Origin of the sequence: Synechococcus sp. PCC 6717 (assembly GCF_022698185.1) — a bacterium.
GTDB classification, from domain to species: domain Bacteria; phylum Cyanobacteriota; class Cyanobacteriia; order Thermosynechococcales; family Thermosynechococcaceae; genus Thermosynechococcus; species Thermosynechococcus lividus.
On sequence record NZ_JAKLTV010000009.1, the window covers coordinates 42,434 to 60,264 of the forward strand.

Consider the following 17,831-nt stretch of genomic DNA (forward strand, 5'->3'; position numbering starts at 1 on the left):
GCTTCTTCTATTTGCGCTTTAGGTTACGAGCATGTTTGGCTAAGTGTCGAGGATGATCAAACTTTGAGCCGTCACTCGTAATTGCGAAGTGAGTCAGCCCTAAATCTATGCCTATTGCTTTCCCCTCAGGACTAGGAGGAGGTTGCTCTCGGCCATCCTCAACGAGGAGGGACACATAGTACTTCCCATCTGGATTGAGCGAAACCGTAGCCGATTTGATTTTTCCCTCAAACTCTCGATGTTGACAGCAGTACAACGTCCCAACGTTTCCAGGGAGTTTAACGTAATCCCCTTCTACTTTGACGTTTTGAGGGTAGGTCATCGATTGACGACCTTTTTTGGATTTGAATCTTGGTAGCTTAGCTCTTCCCTCAAAAAAGTTCTTGTAAGCCGTGGATAAATTTAGAGCCACAACTTGCAAGCACTGCGAGTAAGCTTCCTTCAGCCAAGGGTGCTGCTTCTTTAGGCTAGGGAGTACTCCCTGAATAGCTGAGCGTGATAACCCTTTCCCAGTTGATTGGTAGGTTTCTTGGCACAAGTTGAGCGAATAATTCCAGTACCAGCGACAGCAGCCAGAGCTTTTGGCTAAGGCTAATCTCTGTTCGTTGGTTGTTGTTATTGGTCGCAATTCATCCCACGATTCGCCTGCTGTAGCATCGGGGACTTCTTGCTACATGTCGTTAAAACAGTGGCGATCGCGCCTTTTAGTTCCGCCTCGCTCAGGTGGGTAACAACAAAGACCTCTTGCACCGTTTTGCCACGGCGTGCAATGACCTTGAAGCCTCCCTTAATGGGCACTGACACTCGCAGGTGCAGGTGGGGAGACTTGCCTTTGACCGGGGCAATCACCCCCGGAGTGAGGGTGGTAATGCCCGCTACCTTGGCCAACTTTTCTAGGACGGGAATCAGCCCCTCAATATGGGTAGAGTGATTCAGAACAACTCGACCAGTTGCCGCTGCCATTAGGGTAACCACCGTGCTTGCAGACCGGGTGCCAACGGTTCTGGCATCCCAACTGTAATCTTATCCTGATTTAATTCTAGGGGGAAAAGCCAAATTTGGTGCTGTTGGGGCTGGGGTTGCTCAGAGCGTGGGGGTGCCTCGCCAGTATCAGGGGTGGGTAGCTCCCCTAGGAGATCGGGGGAACCCTCTAGGGGGGCAGTATCCCCATACAGATCGCTATTGTCAATGGTATCGGGAGTTGAGTGACCCTCGGCATAGTCCACGGCCAAGGTGCGCCCATCGGGAGACAAGCTCAGGTATAAGTCCTGCTGTGGAGCAAAGTCCTTGAGCTTGTATAACTGCTTAGTTTTCAGGTCAAAGAGTCCTAAATAGGGTACCTCACGGTATGTTTCGTCCCCTTCAATCCGCGTCAGAATCACATAAAGGTGCTCTGCTCTAGGGTCAAACTGCGCTGCAAGGATGGAGCCATTCACGGTCAACAACTCTTCATGGGTACCAAAAATGTTCACCACGTATAGCGATCGCGAGAAATTCGGATTAAACTTCACCACCGCAACCTTGCGACCATCGCGGCTAAAATCGAGAACCATGCCGTACTGCGGGAGAAAGTCAAAGGCGGTTTCCTTACTCTCAGGCACCAACGGCACGATCGCCAACCCCTGACCTTGGGCAATAATAAGATGCTGGTTATCAGGGGCAATGCGGAAATCTCCCGCCGCCGCTTGGTTTAGACGGCGGGGCTGAAAGTTGCGATCCAGCAGCCACAGGGAACTCTCCATTGGTTGCAGACGATTAACCCGCTGCACAATAATTTTGCTGCCGTCGTTTGCCAACTGAAAGCGTAGATTTTGGTAGTCGCTATTGTCGAGAATTAAGGAGAGCTCGCCAATAGGGCGCGGTTGACGGCGCGGACGGTCTGGGGCATTGAAATGCAGACCCGTGGTAACCGTATAAAGTTGGGGGTCAAAGCTCATTTGTTCGCCCCGCTCACTAGCACTAAAGAGAATGCGATCGCCAGCGGGATAGGGCTGAAAATCAAACACCCGTAAATTAGGGGGGCTCAAAAAGGTTTTTTGTTGCAGGGTCAGGTTATAGAGAATGAGTCGTCCTTCCTCCACCCCTGAGCCAAGATATACAAGGACGCGATCGCGACTGCGGAACTGGCCCTGAAAGGCTTGCATGGGTTTACCTTGGGGAACTGAAACCGCTTCATCAAGGGAGAGCTGAAAGGTTTGGCCGTAGGGAATAGGCTGGGTCAGCGTGTAGGCAAAGCGCCGCCCTGACCAACTAGCTTTACCTGCGAGGGGCGGTTCAATCCTTAAGTGTTGCGTCACCGACGACCAATCCATGAGACGATTAAACGCCAAGATAAAGGCACGATCGTCAGCACCAATATCGCGGTTTTGCCAAGTAAAGTAGCGCACTTGGGCATGGGTGCGATCTCCCCCCCAAAGCAGAAGCAGCGTGAATAGCGCCGCCACCAACATGACTCCTAGGGCAGCTTTATCTAGCGGTTGCGGGAAGGGCAGACGCGAGGGACGCATTAGCACAGCGAGGCAGACACACTAGCACCATACCAGATTGCTTCGATTTGCTGAATCATGGCTGCTGCTGCCTCAGGGGTATCGAGCAACACAGTCAGGTGCCCCAGCTTACGCCCCGCGTAGGCCTCTTTCTTGCTGTACCAGTGCAAATGTGCGTGGGGAAGAGCCGCTAGAGCCATACATTTAGCAGTGTAATCTACCTCCGCCGCTGCTAACCCCAGCAAATTCACCATGACTGCTGCCGGAGTATGCATCGCCGTGCTGCCAAGGGGCTGCCCACTCACTGCCCGCAGATGTTGGGCAAACTGGCTGGTGGCACAGGCATCAATCGTATAGTGACCCGAATTATGGGTGCGGGGGGCAATTTCATTCACGAGCACCTGCCCGGTGGCGCTTAAAAAGAACTCTATGCCAAAGATCCCGACTGCCTCTAGGGCATTCAAAATCTCCGTTGCCATGCGCTCCACCTGCTGGACAATGGCTGGCGTAACCGCGGCTGGGGCAATCACGCGCCGACAAATTGCGTTGACCTGCTGGGTTTCTACCACTGGATAGAGGGCAATCTCCCCCCGGGGCGATCGCGCCGCCATAATCGCCAGCTCATGGGTATAGGGAACAAACGCCTCTGCAAGAAAGTGCTGCGCTGGGATCTCTGGCCATCGCTGCCGAAACTCTTGCCACGCCGCCTCCGTGCGGATTAAAAACGTGCCCTGACCATCGTACCCATGGCGGCAGGCCTTAATCACGCAGGGTAGCACGGTTGGCCACTCTTCTAAGTAGGTGAAGGCCGGGATCGGAATCCCCAACTCTTGCAGAAAGCGTCGTTGCTGATACTTATCTAGCAGGGGTGCCAAGGAAGACAAGGTCGGATAAAAACAGACTCCTTGCGTTGCAAGGGCGTGTAGCGCGCCCAGATCGACAAATTCGTTTTCAAAAGTGATGACCTCTGTGTGGGCAGCCAACCGCTGGGTGGCCATCACATCACTGACCGCACCGTAAATTACCCCCGCCGCAACCGCTACGGCTGGATCCTTAGGGTCGGGGGTTTGCACCCAAAGGCTGATCCCCATCTCCTTGGCCGCTAACCCCAACATCCATGCCAACTGGCCACCACCAATGACACCAATGCTTGGAATAGGGGATTGTCCTGAGTTCACCATGCAATATGTAATGTACAACCTCACTATTGTCGTAATTTCGAAGCTGGGGCGATCGCCCTCAAATAAATTAGTAAAGAAAAATAAATACAGTTTACCAATTATTTAGTTTTGAAAACAAGAATTTAGATCACTCCCTCTTCCTAGTCAAAAACTATAGATTAATGCTTAAGCCCTTGCATTTTATTTCAATTGTTAAGGGTTTTGTCATCTATATACATTAGATTCATTACGACTATGACTACGACTCTCCAGCGCCGCGAAGGCGCAAATCTGTGGGAGCGGTTTTGTAATTGGGTCACCAGCACCGATAACCGGCTCTATGTGGGCTGGTTTGGGGTGATCATGATCCCAACGCTGCTAGCCGCAACCATTTGCTTTGTGATTGCCTTCATTGCTGCTCCTCCGGTGGACATCGATGGCATCCGTGAACCTGTGTCCGGGTCGCTTATCTACGGCAACAACATCATCACGGGTGCTGTGGTGCCCTCCAGCAACGCCATTGGCTTGCACTTCTACCCCATCTGGGAAGCCGCCTCTCTCGATGAGTGGCTTTACAACGGTGGTCCTTACCAGTTGATCATCTTCCACTTCTTGCTGGGTGCCTCCTGCTACATGGGTCGGCAGTGGGAACTCAGCTACCGTCTGGGGATGCGTCCTTGGATTTGCGTTGCCTACTCTGCTCCCTTGGCGTCGGCCTTTGCCGTGTTCTTGATCTACCCCATTGGTCAAGGCAGCTTCTCCGATGGTATGCCCCTCGGTATCTCCGGTACCTTCAACTTCATGTTGGTGTTCCAAGCTGAGCACAACATCCTGATGCACCCCTTCCACCAGTTGGGTGTGGCCGGTGTCTTTGGTGGCGCTCTGTTCTCCGCCATGCACGGGTCCTTGGTGACCTCCAGCTTGATTCGTGAAACCACCGAAACCGAGTCGCAAAACTACGGTTACAAATTTGGCCAAGAAGAAGAGACCTACAACATCGTGGCTGCCCACGGTTACTTTGGTCGTTTGATCTTCCAATACGCCAGCTTCAACAACAGTCGGGCGCTGCACTTCGTCTTAGCCGCTTGGCCAGTGGTGGGGATTTGGTTCGCCGCTTTGGGGATCAGCACCATGGCCTTCAACCTGAACGGTTTCAACTTCAACCACTCGGTGATTGATTCCAAAGGGAATGTGATCAACACTTGGGCCGACATCATCAACCGTGCCAACTTGGGGATGGAAGTGATGCACGAGCGCAATGCGCATAACTTCCCGCTTGACTTAGCCAGTGCTGAGTCTGCCCCTGTGGCCATGATTGCCCCGAGCATCAACGGCTAATTGCTCAAGAGCCTAGAAGATTACTCAATCTCTATTTCTAACCGTCTCTCGTTGGAGGGGCGGTTTTCCGTATCTGTTCTCTGCCTGCTACTGCGGTTTTTATGGCTTCAAGCGCCGCTGGTATTCTCAAAGGGATGGTTGGCGACCCTTCCCTCGCCACGTTGCTTTGGCGCATGCAGTGGCGTGGGGCAGGAATATCCATACGCCTTTGGCGGGGCGAAGGAAGCCTGCGCTGTACCCGTGGATCAGCAGCGTTGGGAGGATGTCACTGGCGGATACTCTAGCTACTGTGGGCGGCAAGAATGGCTGCCGCTAGTTTTTCGGGTACTTCTTGCAAATGGTCAAACTCCCAGTGAAAACCCCCAGCCCCCATGGTGATTGAGCGCAGCTCCACAACGAAGTCATGCATTTCTGACTGTGGCAGGTAAGCCTCAATTTGCTCCCACCCCGGCCAGTCTGCCTTTTGGTCGTAACCCAGCACTTGCCCCCGGCGACCCGTGAGGGCTTGCATGACTTTAGCAGTAAAGGCTTTGGGCACCCACACGTGCACCCTCATAATTGGCTCTAGCAGTTGCGGCTCGCACTGAGGAATACCCGCTTGCATGGCGAGGCGGGCTGCTTGGCGGAACGCTTGCTCGGAGCTATCCACAGAATGATAGGAGCCATTGGTGAGGGTCACCGCCAAGTCCACCATCGGAAAGCCCAACGGGCCATGGTTGAGAAATTCCCGCACTCCCTGCTCAACCCCAGGAATATATTGCTTGGGCACCACACCCCCCACAATGGTTTCAGCAAACTGAAAACCGCTGCCGCGACTGAGGGGGGCAATGTCTAGATAGACATCCCCAAATTGACCATGGCCGCCGGTCTGATGCTTATAGCGCCCATGGCTGTTGTGGGTGCTACGCCGGATGGTTTCTTTGTAGGGCACGCGCGGCAGATGGGTTTGCATGGGCAGGTTGTACTTCCGCCGCAGGCGATCGAGGGCGATGTGCAGGTGAATTTCCCCTTGTCCCCAAAGGATAATTTCGTGGGTGTCGCCGTGGTGTTCCCAGCGTAGAGCCGGATCTTCTTCTAGGAGCTTTTGCAGCGCCGTGGTTAGCTTGACTTCATCACTGCGTTTGGTGGGGGTAATGGCTAGGGCATAGACCGGCTCAAGCTGTTCGGCGCGCGGGAGAGCCGCTGCTTGACCATCCAGACTAAGGGTGTCACCGGTGGCAATTCCCTCTAGGCGTGCCAAGAGGACAATGTCGCCAGCGGTGGCTTGATTTTGGGATTGTAGTTGGTGCCCAAGGGCGCGATACATCCCGCCAATACGCACACCGTTAAGGCTCATGCCATCGGTGAGGGTGCCCTGCCACACGCGTACCAAGGAGAGCTTGCCGCCCCCTTGGGGTAAATAAAAGGTTTTCAAGACCTGTGCCAAGGGGGCATCCCCAGCGAGCTGACGACGAGCCGCCGTCTCCTGCGCGGCGGGTGCTTCCCGCTCTAGGGCGGCTAGGAGGGGGCGCACGCCGTAATCTGTTTGGGCGCTGCCAAAGAAGACGGGGACAATGAGGTCGGCTCCTAGCTCCCAGCGCAAATCCGCCATAATTTCGCTCGTGGGTGGGGCAATGTCCTCCAGTAGCTCTTCTAGTAGGTGATCATCGTAGTTGGCTAGGGCTTCAAGGAGTTCAGCCCGCGCTGCTTGCTCCACAGTTCGCAGGGCATTGGGGAAGGGCACTAGATCGGCGGCAGCACCCGCGTGGTAGTGGTAGGCGTCTTCACTGACAAGGTCGATGTAGCCTAGCAAATCATCACCGTTCCAGATGGGGTATTGGTGGGGCACCAGTGGCCGCGTGGAGACCTGACGATAGGCAGCCAGAATGTCCATAAAGGAATCGTGAGAGCGCTCCATCTTATTCACAAAGAGAATATGAGGGATCTGCCAGTCGTCAAGACATTTAAATAGGGGGGTGAGGGTAAAGGCGCGATCGCTGAGGGGTTCGCACACCACAATGGCCATATCAACTCCGATAAGGGCATTGAGGGTTTCTTGGAGCAACTCTACTGAGCCGGGGCAGTCTAGCAAAGTCATCTCTAGCTCCCCCCAGTGGGCATAGGCCACGTTGATTTCTGTGCCCATGTGGCGATCGCGGGCTTCAGGGCTGCTATCGAGGAGGCTGCTGGCCTTGCCATTGATGGTTTGGGTGAGGCGTAAAATACTGTCGAGAAGGGTTGTCTTACCGCTGTTGTAGCTGCCTATCAGGGCAATGTTGCATTGTCTTGCCATCGGACACCTGCCTTTTGATTTGCCATTCGGGTCAAAATTGTCCAGAATAGACCCTTAGTTTCTTGTTTATATAAATTCTCACGCTGTGGCGATCGCCACGGGCGGAATTTGCAGCATCTCTTAAGGGATGCGTAAACAACCATTAAGCGTCGGTTAATTGTTGCGAGGAGGACTCACTCACGATGAACTTACGACAGATGTGCTGCCTAGGGGCGATCGCTGTGACCTTAGGGGTTGCCACCCCTGCGGTTGCTAATAGTCAATTGGCCGTGCTCATGCAGGAAGGTCGTCGTTTGGTGGAGGCGGGCAGCTACGATCAAGCCCTTGCGGTCTATCAGCAACTCCTGCAAAGCGATAGTCGCAATCCTCGTGTTCATTCTGCCCTTGGGTTTATTTATGCCCAGCGGGGGCAATTTGCGGAGGCTGCCCGTGCTTACCAGCAAGCCATTGAACTCGATCGCCAAAACCCAGACTTTTACTATGCCTTGGGCTACAGCCTAGGGATGATGGGGGAAAACCATGGAGCTGCTGCCGCCTATCGCCAAGCCATTCGCCTCAATAATCGCAATGCTCAAGCCTACGAAGGGCTGGCGGTGATTTTGGCACGCATTGGCGACCCCCAAGGGGCGATCCAAGCCTACCGCTCTGTGATTAGCTTAGAGCCACGCAGTTGGTCTGCCCATAAGGGATTAGGCGTGCTCTTGCTCCAGCAGCGCAACGTGGCGGAGGCTCTTACCACGCTCCGGCAAGCTGCACGTTTAGCCCCCAATAATGCCTCGGTGCAACTGAATTTGGGGATGGCACTGTTGGCGGCTGGAGACCCAGCCAGCGGTTGGCAGGCCATTGACCAAGCGATGGCAATGGGTCAGCGAGATCTAGACCTACTAGAGCAAATTGCTGAGCTAGCCGCAGCGGCGAATGAACCCCAGCGCGCTGTACAAGCCTATCGCCGGATGATTTCCCTGAATCCAGAGCGCCTTCTCACCTATATCCAGTTAGGAGATCTGCTGATGCAGCAAAATAACCCTCTGGAGGCGGCTGCCACCTACCGCCAAATTACCCGCATTAGCCCCACCAACCCTGAAGGGTTCTATAAGCTCGGACGCGCCTTGGCAGTGCAAGGTCGTCGCTCAGAGGCGCGTAGTGCCTACCAAACGGCACTAAAACTCTACCGAGAACAAAACAATCCTCAGGGGGAGACCAAGGTCAAAGAGGCAATGCACCAACGTAACTAAGGGCAGTTAGAGCGCCCCGGGGCGGGGACGCACAACTCCCACTCAGCATTAAAGGGTTCATAGCCAATGGCCAGACCAGCACGCTCAACCTGTTCGCGTACCTGCTCAAAGCAGGGGAAGCCATCGGGACGCACGGCAATGATCACGTATTCGCGATCGCCCCGGTTGCGCAGGTTGGCAAGGTAAATCGCCAGCAATGACGTGTTGCTGGCTAACTGCGATTGGAGAACCAGTTGCCGTTGGGGATGGATGACGACCCCATCGCGGCGGCATTCTAAATAGCGGGGGGCGCGACCATCATTTTGGGCTGTTTCCCGCGCCAAAATTTGGACGGTAGTGCGCTCGCGGGTGAGGCTGCTGACGCTAATGACCACCACCAGTAGGATCAGGGTGCCAATCGTACAGGCCAAAATCGACAGAAAGGGAAACAGATCCAGTTGCAGGGGTTGACGGCGCACAAACAGGGTTAAATAATTTTGGGCACACGGAAAAAGTCATCTTCGCGATCAGGGGCGATCGCCAGCAGGTCTTCGCGGTTTGCGTCGGTGGTCAAGGTGTCGGGACGGGTTACATTACTCACTTCAATGGCACGGGTGGTGGGTGCCACAGTGCTAACCTCCAGTTCACTAAGCTGGTTCACGTAGTCAAGAATGCTATCTAGCTGAGCCGTGAGGGCGGCAATTTCGCTTTCCTCAATGGCTAAGCGCGCTAAGTGAGCCACCTTGCGCACATCCTCTGCGGTAATCACTTTAGTTCCCATGGGTTGCTACCTAGAAATACACATCCATGCTGGATCGCCCGGTGGTTTTCAGCCAGTTCTGTGCCTCAATGTAGTTATTAGGGGCAAGCTGAATCGCCCGTTTCCAGTAGTCCGCTGCCCGATCAAATAACTGCTCTGCCTCCTCGGAGTTCTGTTGCTCCTCAGCCAGTGTCCCGAGATAGTGATAGATAACCGCCACGTTATTGAGGGCTTGGGGCATCCGCGGATTTAGATCAAGGGCTTGGTGATAGTAGGCCAATGCCTTCTCGTGCTCACCGTTACTGGCGTGGATCAGGCCAATGTTGTACAGGATATAACTGCGATCGTTGGGGTCTTCTTCCAGTTCAAGAGCTGCTTCATAATTTTCCAGTGCCTCGGCGTACTCACCATCCGCCTGCGCTGACATCCCGTCGCGATAGTAGGCAAAGGCGGTTTTGGCTTGGGAGCTGGTGGGCAAAACCTTGAGAATGAGATCGGCCATGACCGTAAAGGTTTTGTCAATGAAGTTATCGTTCCGTTGCGATCGCGGCATAGTACGTAGGGAGTAGTCTTTTGCTTAGTGTATCAAAGGAACTACGACCCGCAGCAACTCGCCTCGCTAGGTTACAGCAGGGCAAACAGATCGCTATCTAGGTCGTAGCCAAAGATAGCGGCCATGGCCTTCACCTTTTCGGGGGCGGCGTAGCCGTGGGCTTGCAACCATTGCCACAGGGTAAAGACCTTGGCCATAACAAAAATATCAAGGGCTTGGGGGTTAAACACAATGCCCTGCTGCGGATGAAACTCGTGGGGAATCAGCATAGCGGCATAGCGAACCAGTTCCCCCTCTGACCAGTTGAGCAGGTAGGGCAGCCACGGATAGCAAACATCGGCACGAATAAACCAGAGACGCACCGGGGCAAGCTCTGATAACTCTAAATCGGGGTCCTCGTCAGGGCGAGGATACTCAATGGTAAAGCTTAGGGACTGATGGTGCTCAAGCAGGGTACCTGCGGCCATCAGTGGCTCCAAGGCAGCACTGAGGGGCGTCAGATCAAGGCGATCAATCGTGTCTGGCTTAAGCGCAATGGCGATCGCCACAGGAACGCTCCCCTCGCATTTTTACCAATTTACAAGCACCCTATAGCACTTGCTGCACTTCAGCAATTTCGGGAATCGACTCTTTTAACTTGCGTTCAATCCCCATACGCAGGGTCATCGTTGAACTGGGGCACGACCCACAGGCTCCCTGCAACCGCAGCCGCACCACTGGACCTTCAATTTCGACAAGCTCAACATTGCCGCCGTCCGCCATCAGGTAAGGGCGCAGTTCATCAAGAACTTTTTCAACATTTTCATTGCACAGTTCAAGGGTTGCTGCCATAGTTACTGTCCTTAGCCTGTCGTTAGCCGAAGTACATTACATCTAGGGTAATTCTATCACTACACGGTGGTAAGCCAAACGTAACAATTTCTTGGGGTGCTAATGGATCCAAGTCTAGGGAAATCCTAGGGGCGATCGCCGGAATCGGAACCTCACAACGGTACAATGGTAGCTTGGTGAACTGCACGGTAGGACATGATTTCCAGTAATGATTTTCGCCCGGGTGTGAGTATTGAGCTAGATGGTTCCGTCTGGCGGGTTGTTGAGTTTTTACACGTCAAGCCCGGTAAAGGCTCGGCCTTTGTGCGCACCAAATTAAAAAACGTGCAGACGGGGAATGTAATTGAGCGCACCTTTCGTGCTGGGGAAACGGTTCCCCAAGCCACCCTAGAAAAACGCACCATGCAACATACCTATAAAGATGGCGAAGATTTCGTCTTTATGGATATGGAAAGCTACGAAGAGGCACGGCTGTCGCCGAGTCAGATGGGCGATCGCGCCAAGTACCTCAAAGAAGGCATGGAAGTGAATATTATCAAATGGGGCGAGCAAGTCCTTGAGGTTGAGTTGCCCAACTCCGTCGTCTTAGAAGTCACGCAGACCGATCCTGGGGTCAAAGGGGATACCGCCACCGGCGGCACAAAGCCAGCCATCGTCGAGACCGGCGCCCAAGTCATGGTGCCGTTATTTATCTCAGTGGGTGAGCGGATTCGCATTGATACCCGCACCGATTCTTACCTTGGCCGCGAATAGGAGTAACGGGTGTGGAGCTTGATCTCAACCAAGTACGCGAACTGTTGTTGATGTTTGATCAAACCAGTGTCACCGAACTCAACCTCAAAAGCGGTGAACTGGAACTGCAACTGCGCAAGGGTGAGCACCTCAGTAGCTCTAGCCCGCCAGTGGTTACAGCAGCCTCACCCCCTGCCCCGCCAGTCCTAGCGCCAGACTCAGACCCTACCCCACCCCCAGCCAACCGCAAAACCGTGGATATTGCTGCCCCCATGGTGGGTACGTTTTACCGCGCTCCGGCCCCCGATGAGCCGCCCTTTGTGGAAGTGGGCGATAGGGTCACCAAAGGACAGGTGGTCTGTATTATCGAAGCGATGAAGCTAATGAACGAGATTGAGTCAGAAGTCAACGGCCAAGTAGTTGAGATTCTGGTGCAGAACGCCGCCCCCATTGAATACGGCCAACCCTTAATGCGCATCTTGCCTAACTAAGACTTGTTACAAAACTTAAAAAAGTGCCATCCTAGGAACTAGGTAGGGTTTTTGAGGATGAGGCATGACCCGTCAAGTTGTGGTTGTCGGGGCTGGTATCGGTGGCTTAACGGCGGCAGCCTTGTTAGCGCGGCACGGCTACGGGGTAACCGTTTTTGAGCAAGCGCAGCAACTGGGAGGATGTGCGTCAACATTTTGGCGGCGTGGCTTTACCTTTGATGTCGGTGCCACCCAAGTCGCTGGCTTGGAACCAGGGGGAATTCACGAGCAAATTTTCTCTGAACTGGAGGTCTCCCTACCCACTGCAACCCCCTGCGATCCAGCCTGTGCGGTTTACTTGCCGAACGAGACAACGCCCATTCAGGTCTGGCGCGATCGCCAGCGCTGGCAACAGGAACGACAACAACACTTTCCGGGCAGTGCAGGCTTTTGGCAAAGCTTAGAACAGCTCTTTGCCATTAGTTGGCGGTTTCAACAGCGCCAGCCCATTTTGCCACCGCGCACCCCCTTTGATCTCTGGCAGTTGATCCAAGCGCTGCGCCCCGATACCGTGCTGACACTGCCGCTGAGCCTGATGACGGTGACGGATTGGCTGAATTTGTGGGGCTTAGGGGGCGATCGCCGCCTGCGGCAGTTTTTAGATCTGCAACTTAAGCTCTACTCCCAAGTCGATGCCTCAGAAACCGCACTCCTGTATGCGGCTACAGCTCTGTGTTTGTCTCAGGCACCCCATGGGCTTTATCATCTGCACGGCAGTATGCAAGTCCTCAGTGATCGGCTGGCCACAGCTATCCGGCGCGATGGCGGCCAAATTCACACCCGCCATTGGGTCACGCAAATTCTGGTTGATCACGGCCGTGCTGTGGGGGTAGAGGTACAGAACTTAAAAACCAAAACCACCACTCGGGTTGACGCGGATCATGTTATTGCCAACGTCCCGGCCCAAAATTTGCCCCAGCTACTTGGGAAGGCAATTCCTAGGGGCTATCTGCACCGCCTGAAAACCCTGCCCCCTGCCTCTGGTGCGTTTGTGCTCTACTTAGGGGTGAAAGACGCCGCCATTCCTGAGAACTGCCCTCCCCACTTGCAATTTCTCTACGATGGCACCGGCCCCATTGGTGAAAATAATTCGCTGTTTGTCTCGGTGAGTCAGCCGGCGGATGGCCGCGCCCCTGAGGGCTATCGCACCCTCATTGCCTCTAGTTTTACGGAGCCAAATTTTTGGCGACAGCCCGATTTAGACTATGGGCGCACAAAAGCAGCCTATACCCAACAGGCACTGGCGCGGTTGGGGCAGTTCTTTGATCTGCGGCCAGAGCACATTATCCACTGCGAAGCGGCCACCCCCCGCACCTTTGCGCGCTACACCGCCCGCCTAGATGGCATTGTCGGTGGCATTAGTCAGCGCCTGAGCACCTTTGGCCCTTTTAGTCTGGCGACCCGTACCCCTATTCCTCACCTTTGGCTGGTGGGCGACTCGGTGCATCCGGGGGAGGGCACAGCAGGGGTGAGCTATGGGGCGCGATCGTTGGTGCAGCAATTACTCGCGGGCGATCGCTAGATTTTGGTAAAAATCACTATAATAGAAAACACCCGTTTCATTCAGAGGACGTTGAGCGACTGTGTTTGCCACCCTTGCCCGCCCCCCCCTACCAACAGATTTAGTTGCAGCCATTCAGGCGCTCAAGCAAGAGCTGAACGCTGTTATTTTGGCGCATTACTACCAAGATCCGGTGATTCAAGATGTCGCTGATTATATTGGTGACTCCTTGGGGCTGTCGCGGCAAGCGGCGCAGACGACGGCGGATGTCATTGTCTTTGCTGGGGTTCACTTCATGGCGGAAACGGCCAAAATTCTCAACCCCACGAAGTTGGTGCTACTGCCGGATTTGGCTGCTGGCTGCTCCTTGGCCGATAGCTGCCCCCCAGATGCTTTTGCCGCCTTTAAGGCACGCCACCCCAACCATTGGGTGATCTCCTACATTAACTGCACAGCCGAGATTAAAGCTCTCAGCGATATTATTTGCACCAGTTCCAATGCGGTGAAAATTGTCCAGCAACTGCCAGCGGATCAACCCCTCATTTTTGCCCCCGATCGCAATTTGGGGCGCTATGTGATGGCGCAAACCGGGCGGCAGATGGTGCTGTGGGAGGGCAGTTGTATTGTCCATGAAACGTTTTCCGAGCGGCGAATTCTCGAACTAAAAGCCCAGCACCCAACGGCACAGGTTATTGCCCATCCGGAGTGCGAAGAGGGGGTGCTGCGCCACGCCGATTTTATTGGCTCGACCACGGCGCTCCTGACGTACACCAACACCCACGACCAAGATACCTTTATCGTCGTTACCGAACCGGGGATTTTGCACCAAATGCAGCGACGGCATCCCCACAAAACCTTTATCCCTGCTCCGCCTCGCGATCAAACCTGTAACTGCAATGAGTGTCCCTTTATGCGGCTAAATACCCTCGAAAAGCTGTATCTGTGCATGCGCGATCGCCAACCCCAGATCGACCTGCCCGAAGATATTCGCCGTGCGGCGCTTCAGCCCATTCAACGGATGCTAGACCTCTCCTAGGGGCAGCGGTTGGCCACGAATTGACCTCTCTAGTAACTGCATGGGGTGATAGACGGGAACCCGGCTCCCCTGATCCTGCAGGTGCCGCTTCAGTTGCACACTACAGCCCACATTGGCAGAGACAATGACATCGGGACGGGTGTTGAGGAGGTTGCGCACCTTTTGCCGCCCCAGTTCTGCGGCCACCTCAGGCTGAAAAATGTTATAGACCCCGGCACTGCCACAGCACAGTGCTGCATCAATGGGTTCGCGCAACTGCACTTGGGGAATCTGCCGCAGGAGTTGGCGCGGTTCTAGGCGAATTTTTTGGCCGTGGATCATGTGGCAGGCATCTTGATACACCAAGGTCAAGGGGCGATCGCTGAGGGGATGGAGGGGGGTCACCAGTCCCTTGGTTGCTAAAAAGACTTGGACATCGTCCACCTTGGCAACAAAGTGCCGGGCGCGATCGCCATAGTCGGGATCCTGAGCCAGCAGGTGATGATACTCCTTGAGGGTGTGTCCACACCCCGAGGCATTGATGAGGACGTTATCCACCGCTGCCGCTGCAAAACAATCAATCATGCGTCGGGCAAGGGCTTGGGCTTGCGCTTCTTCCCCTTGGTGGTGCGGCAGCGCCCCACAACAGCCCTGCTGCGGCGGCACGACCACGTCAAAGCCATTGGCACTCAGAACGGCGATCGTCGCATCGTTCACCTCTGGTAAAAAGAGTCGCTGCACACAGCCCAGAATCACCCCCACACGCCCCCGCCGTTTCCCTTGGGCAGGAATTACCGTCGGGTAAGTATCCCGAAAGCTCGCCGCTGAGAGCGGCGGTAGCATGGCATACATCGCCGCCAACGGCTTTGGTAACAGGCGCGTCAGTCCCCCCACTCGCCGCTCCAGTGCCGCTAATCCTAGGCGCTGGTAAAGCCATAGGGGCAGTAAAAGGGGGCGCAGCCGATTTGGATAGGGCAAGGTTTGGAAAATAAACTGCCGCAAGAGGCGAGCCACAGGCGCCCGGGGATAATTGCGCTGCACTTGGGCGCGGGTGGCGCTAATCAGCTTGTCGTACTGCACCCCCGACGGGCATGTAGTTACACAGGCGAGGCACCCCAAGCAGGTGTCAAAGTGGTTGGCCACCGCTGCCAAGGGGGCTTCACCGTTATTAATGGCATCCATGAGATAGATGCGCCCACGGGGGGAGTCGGCTTCCGTGCCAAGGATGCGATAGCTGGGGCAGGTTGCGAGGCAAAACCCACAGTGCACACAGGCATCAATAAGGGTTGGATCGGGCGGAGAATGGCGGTCAAACCCCGCAACGGGATCAATGGCTGTCATGCAAACCTCCGTAAGACCCTTGCCCTTCGGACAGGGGGATGTCGATACAACGTTGCTTAGAGACCACCAACAAAAGCGCCAGCACCAAAGACACCCGTTGCATCCAATTGTTGCTTAAGAGTCCGCATCAATTCAAGGGCATTGCCGCGATAGTCCCAAGGGTCAAGCTGCTGCTTTAAGGACAGCGGCGCGGCCAAAAGGGTGACATAGCCCCGCTGCACCCACTGGCGCAGACTGCGAATGAGTTGCTCTAAGGCTGCGGTATCACCATGGAGATAGGCATAGCCGATCCCTTGGGCGATCGCCACCGTGGCGCGACACTCACAATGCAAGCGGCTGGCCTCTTGGTGGAGATAGATCAGCCCCTTGAGGGCATCCCTAGGGCACAGGCCTACCTTGAGGATCACCTGCTCTGGGGTTGGGTTGAGAAGAATTCCAGCTGGTTCTTGTAGGTGTAGGCTCAGTTGGCTGGCAGTGGCAATGTCAGCGAGGCGATCGCCCAAGGTGCCGCTGGCTATAACCTCCCGCAGGGTATGGAATTCTAGATCCAGCAGTAGCTGACCACTGCGCTCCAAAACTAGATCAAATCGCACCGGGGTCAGCGAACTTGCCAAGAGGGTGTCTAGCCCAGTGGCCAATGCGGCAGGATCCCCGTGTAACTGCCACCGCTGAACCGCATCTGGCAATGGATAGACCCGTAAGGTTACCTCTGTGAGAATACCTAAGCTGCCATAGCTACCCACCAGCAACTTCATCAGGTCATAGCCCGCCACATTTTTAACCACCCGCCCGCCCGCTTTCACCAGTTGACCATCACTACGAATAAACTGCACCCCAAGACATTGATCGCGCCAAGAACCATAGCGGTGGCGCAGCGTCCCGTTAGCTTGGGTGGCCAAACACCCGCCAAGGGTTGCAGTGTCTTGGTAAAGCGGATCCGCCGCAATCCATTGACCGGCTCTGGCTAACTGGTGCTGAAGGTGCTGAAAGCGAATTCCCACTTGGGTGGTAACCGTCATGTCGGCAGCAGCATGATCAATGACCTGTTGCCACGCCGTTGTCCGCAAAAAAAGATCAACCTTGGGGTGTCCCCCTAGCCAATTGAGTTTCGTGCCGGCTCCGAGGGCTAACATCCGCCAGCCCTCGCGATGGGCGCAGGCCACTACCGCTGCCCCTTGCTCAGGGGTAGGAGGGGTGACAATGAGGGCTGCTTCCGGGAGGTAACCGCGTAAGTGGGGATGGCGATCGCCTAGGTCGCTCACCGCTGTAATTGCTGCCTCCCCCAGCAGTGCTATCAGTGTCTGTTTCATCGCTACCTCCGAGAAACCCTACCGTTTTAGGGCAGGGAGGGACAGGAGCGGCAACTGAGCGAGGCTCGACGCCTCCGAAGTTGCCGTACAGGGGTACTAGTCTCACAGAATTTACAATTTTTTACAATACAATGTTAAGACACAATGTTAAGACAGCGAATTGATTATGTTCAAAGCTCTGCTTTGTTGACGGCGTGGAAACAGCAGGATGACCTGCAATTTCTCAACGAGGTCAGCAGCGTTCCTTTGCAGCAAGGATTGAGGCATCTGCAATCCGCTTTCAGTCACTTCTTTGCAGGTCGGGCGAAATATCCCAACTTCAAAAAGAAGCGCAACGGCGGTAGTGCAGAATTTACTGGGTCTGCCTTTAAGTGGAAGGACGGTAAGGTGGTTCTGGCAAAGTGCTCCGAGCCATTGACTATCCGATGGTCTAGGCAATTGCCAGACGGTGTTGAGCCATCCACCGTTACTGTTCGCCTGAATCCTGGGGGGCAGTGGTACACCAGCCTGCCGTTTGACGATCCACGCGATTTGACCTTGCCACCTTCCACCAACGCTGTAGGCTTGGATGTAGGGATTAGCAGTCTTGTCACCCTGAGTACAGGCGAAAAGGTTGCCAATCCCAAGCATCTTGACCAGCGAGACAAACAACTGCGACGGGCACAAAAGGCATTGAGTCGCAAGCAAAAGGGGTCTCGCAATCGAGAAAAAGCACGACTTAACCTTGCTCGAATCCACCAACAGATTGCCAACGCCAGACAAGACCATCTGCACAGGGTAACGAGATC

At 54.8% G+C, this 17,831-nt stretch carries 20 protein-coding genes; 7 read left to right on the forward strand and 13 right to left on the reverse strand.

The features are described from left to right. Positions 1 to 7: 7 nt before the first annotated feature. The 4 genes from L5470_RS06795 to L5470_RS06810 are packed head-to-tail and all read right to left on the reverse strand — an operon-like array spanning position 8 to position 3,667. Complete coding sequence (locus tag L5470_RS06795) at positions 8 to 628, reverse strand: RNA-guided endonuclease InsQ/TnpB family protein (RefSeq protein WP_499498999.1); 621 nt, start codon at positions 626 to 628, stop codon at positions 8 to 10. Further along, the gene (locus L5470_RS06800) at positions 616 to 963 is read right to left on the reverse strand and encodes a DUF2103 domain-containing protein (RefSeq protein WP_227517294.1); all 348 of its coding nucleotides are present in this window, start codon (positions 961 to 963) and stop codon (positions 616 to 618) included. The genes L5470_RS06795 and L5470_RS06800 overlap by 13 nt, the downstream gene beginning before the upstream one ends. Continuing rightward, positions 963 to 2,513 (reverse strand): hypothetical protein, encoded by a 1,551-nt coding sequence (locus L5470_RS06805; RefSeq protein WP_499499001.1) that lies wholly within the window; start codon positions 2,511 to 2,513, stop codon positions 963 to 965. Before L5470_RS06805 ends, L5470_RS06800 begins: the two co-directional genes overlap by 1 nt. Further along, complete coding sequence (locus tag L5470_RS06810) at positions 2,507 to 3,667, reverse strand: 5-(carboxyamino)imidazole ribonucleotide synthase (RefSeq protein ID WP_499499003.1); 1,161 nt, start codon at positions 3,665 to 3,667, stop codon at positions 2,507 to 2,509. The genes L5470_RS06805 and L5470_RS06810 overlap by 7 nt, the downstream gene beginning before the upstream one ends. A 234-nt stretch (positions 3,668 to 3,901) precedes the next feature. Between L5470_RS06810 and psbA the strand changes: the two genes are divergently transcribed. Continuing rightward, positions 3,902 to 4,984 (forward strand): photosystem II q(b) protein, encoded by a 1,083-nt coding sequence (psbA, locus tag L5470_RS06815; protein WP_499499005.1) that lies wholly within the window; start codon positions 3,902 to 3,904, stop codon positions 4,982 to 4,984. Between the two features lie 280 nt (positions 4,985 to 5,264). Here psbA and L5470_RS06820 read toward each other — a convergent pair whose 3' ends face one another. Continuing rightward, the gene (locus tag L5470_RS06820; RefSeq protein WP_499499007.1) at positions 5,265 to 7,256 is read right to left on the reverse strand and encodes an elongation factor G; all 1,992 of its coding nucleotides are present in this window, start codon (positions 7,254 to 7,256) and stop codon (positions 5,265 to 5,267) included. 182 nt (positions 7,257 to 7,438) lie between these two features. Between L5470_RS06820 and L5470_RS06825 the strand changes: the two genes are divergently transcribed. Further along, the gene (locus L5470_RS06825; protein ID WP_499499009.1) at positions 7,439 to 8,491 is read left to right on the forward strand and encodes a tetratricopeptide repeat protein; all 1,053 of its coding nucleotides are present in this window, start codon (positions 7,439 to 7,441) and stop codon (positions 8,489 to 8,491) included. Here the strand turns inward: L5470_RS06825 and L5470_RS06830 are convergent. The 6 genes from L5470_RS06830 to L5470_RS06855 all read right to left on the reverse strand — a co-directional run bounded on the left by L5470_RS06830 (position 8,488) and on the right by L5470_RS06855 (position 10,801). Continuing rightward, complete coding sequence (locus tag L5470_RS06830) at positions 8,488 to 8,949, reverse strand: hypothetical protein (protein ID WP_099798866.1); 462 nt, start codon at positions 8,947 to 8,949, stop codon at positions 8,488 to 8,490. The genes L5470_RS06825 and L5470_RS06830 overlap by 4 nt on opposite strands. 8 nt (positions 8,950 to 8,957) lie before the next feature. Beyond that, the gene (gene gatC, locus L5470_RS06835) at positions 8,958 to 9,251 is read right to left on the reverse strand and encodes an Asp-tRNA(Asn)/Glu-tRNA(Gln) amidotransferase subunit GatC (RefSeq protein WP_448514760.1); all 294 of its coding nucleotides are present in this window, start codon (positions 9,249 to 9,251) and stop codon (positions 8,958 to 8,960) included. A 10-nt stretch (positions 9,252 to 9,261) separates the two neighbouring features. After that, positions 9,262 to 9,783: a photosystem I assembly protein Ycf3 gene (locus L5470_RS06840; protein ID WP_099798864.1), complete on the reverse strand. Its 522-nt coding sequence runs from the start codon at positions 9,781 to 9,783 to the stop codon at positions 9,262 to 9,264. Between the two features lie 71 nt (positions 9,784 to 9,854). Continuing rightward, positions 9,855 to 10,331, reverse strand: coding sequence for a CRR6 family NdhI maturation factor (locus L5470_RS06845; RefSeq protein ID WP_099798863.1), 477 nt, complete (start codon positions 10,329 to 10,331; stop codon positions 9,855 to 9,857). Between the two features lie 40 nt (positions 10,332 to 10,371). Next, positions 10,372 to 10,614 (reverse strand): NifU family protein, encoded by a 243-nt coding sequence (locus L5470_RS06850; protein ID WP_099798862.1) that lies wholly within the window; start codon positions 10,612 to 10,614, stop codon positions 10,372 to 10,374. Positions 10,615 to 10,636: 22 nt separating this feature from the next. Continuing rightward, entirely contained in the window at positions 10,637 to 10,801 is a 165-nt protein-coding gene (locus L5470_RS06855; protein WP_499499013.1) for a hypothetical protein, read from the reverse strand. An 8-nt stretch (positions 10,802 to 10,809) separates the two neighbouring features. Here L5470_RS06855 and efp point away from each other — a divergent pair, with 8 nt between their 5' ends. The 4 genes from efp (at position 10,810) to nadA (ending at position 14,413) form a co-directional block, all read left to right on the forward strand. Continuing rightward, the gene (gene efp / locus L5470_RS06860) at positions 10,810 to 11,367 is read left to right on the forward strand and encodes an elongation factor P (RefSeq protein ID WP_099798861.1); all 558 of its coding nucleotides are present in this window, start codon (positions 10,810 to 10,812) and stop codon (positions 11,365 to 11,367) included. Positions 11,368 to 11,378: 11 nt separating this feature from the next. Then, on the forward strand, positions 11,379 to 11,837 hold the full coding sequence (gene accB / locus L5470_RS06865; RefSeq protein WP_448527107.1) for an acetyl-CoA carboxylase biotin carboxyl carrier protein: 459 nt from the start codon (positions 11,379 to 11,381) through the stop codon (positions 11,835 to 11,837). Between the two features lie 64 nt (positions 11,838 to 11,901). After that, entirely contained in the window at positions 11,902 to 13,398 is a 1,497-nt protein-coding gene (crtD, locus tag L5470_RS06870) for a C-3',4' desaturase CrtD (protein WP_499499016.1), read from the forward strand. Between the two features lie 61 nt (positions 13,399 to 13,459). Continuing rightward, positions 13,460 to 14,413, forward strand: coding sequence for a quinolinate synthase NadA (gene nadA, locus L5470_RS06875; protein ID WP_499499017.1), 954 nt, complete (start codon positions 13,460 to 13,462; stop codon positions 14,411 to 14,413). Here nadA and L5470_RS06880 read toward each other — a convergent pair. Together L5470_RS06880 and L5470_RS06885 are read right to left on the reverse strand one after the other, a co-directional pair. Next, entirely contained in the window at positions 14,399 to 15,733 is a 1,335-nt protein-coding gene (locus L5470_RS06880) for a (Fe-S)-binding protein (protein ID WP_499499019.1), read from the reverse strand. The genes nadA and L5470_RS06880 overlap by 15 nt on opposite strands. 56 nt (positions 15,734 to 15,789) lie before the next feature. Beyond that, positions 15,790 to 17,043 (reverse strand): FAD-binding oxidoreductase, encoded by a 1,254-nt coding sequence (locus tag L5470_RS06885; protein ID WP_499499021.1) that lies wholly within the window; start codon positions 17,041 to 17,043, stop codon positions 15,790 to 15,792. A 183-nt stretch (positions 17,044 to 17,226) separates the two neighbouring features. Here L5470_RS06885 and L5470_RS06890 point away from each other — a divergent pair. Next, positions 17,227 to 17,831 (forward strand): RNA-guided endonuclease InsQ/TnpB family protein (locus L5470_RS06890; RefSeq protein ID WP_499499023.1); only part of this gene is annotated, 605 nt, incomplete at its 3' end.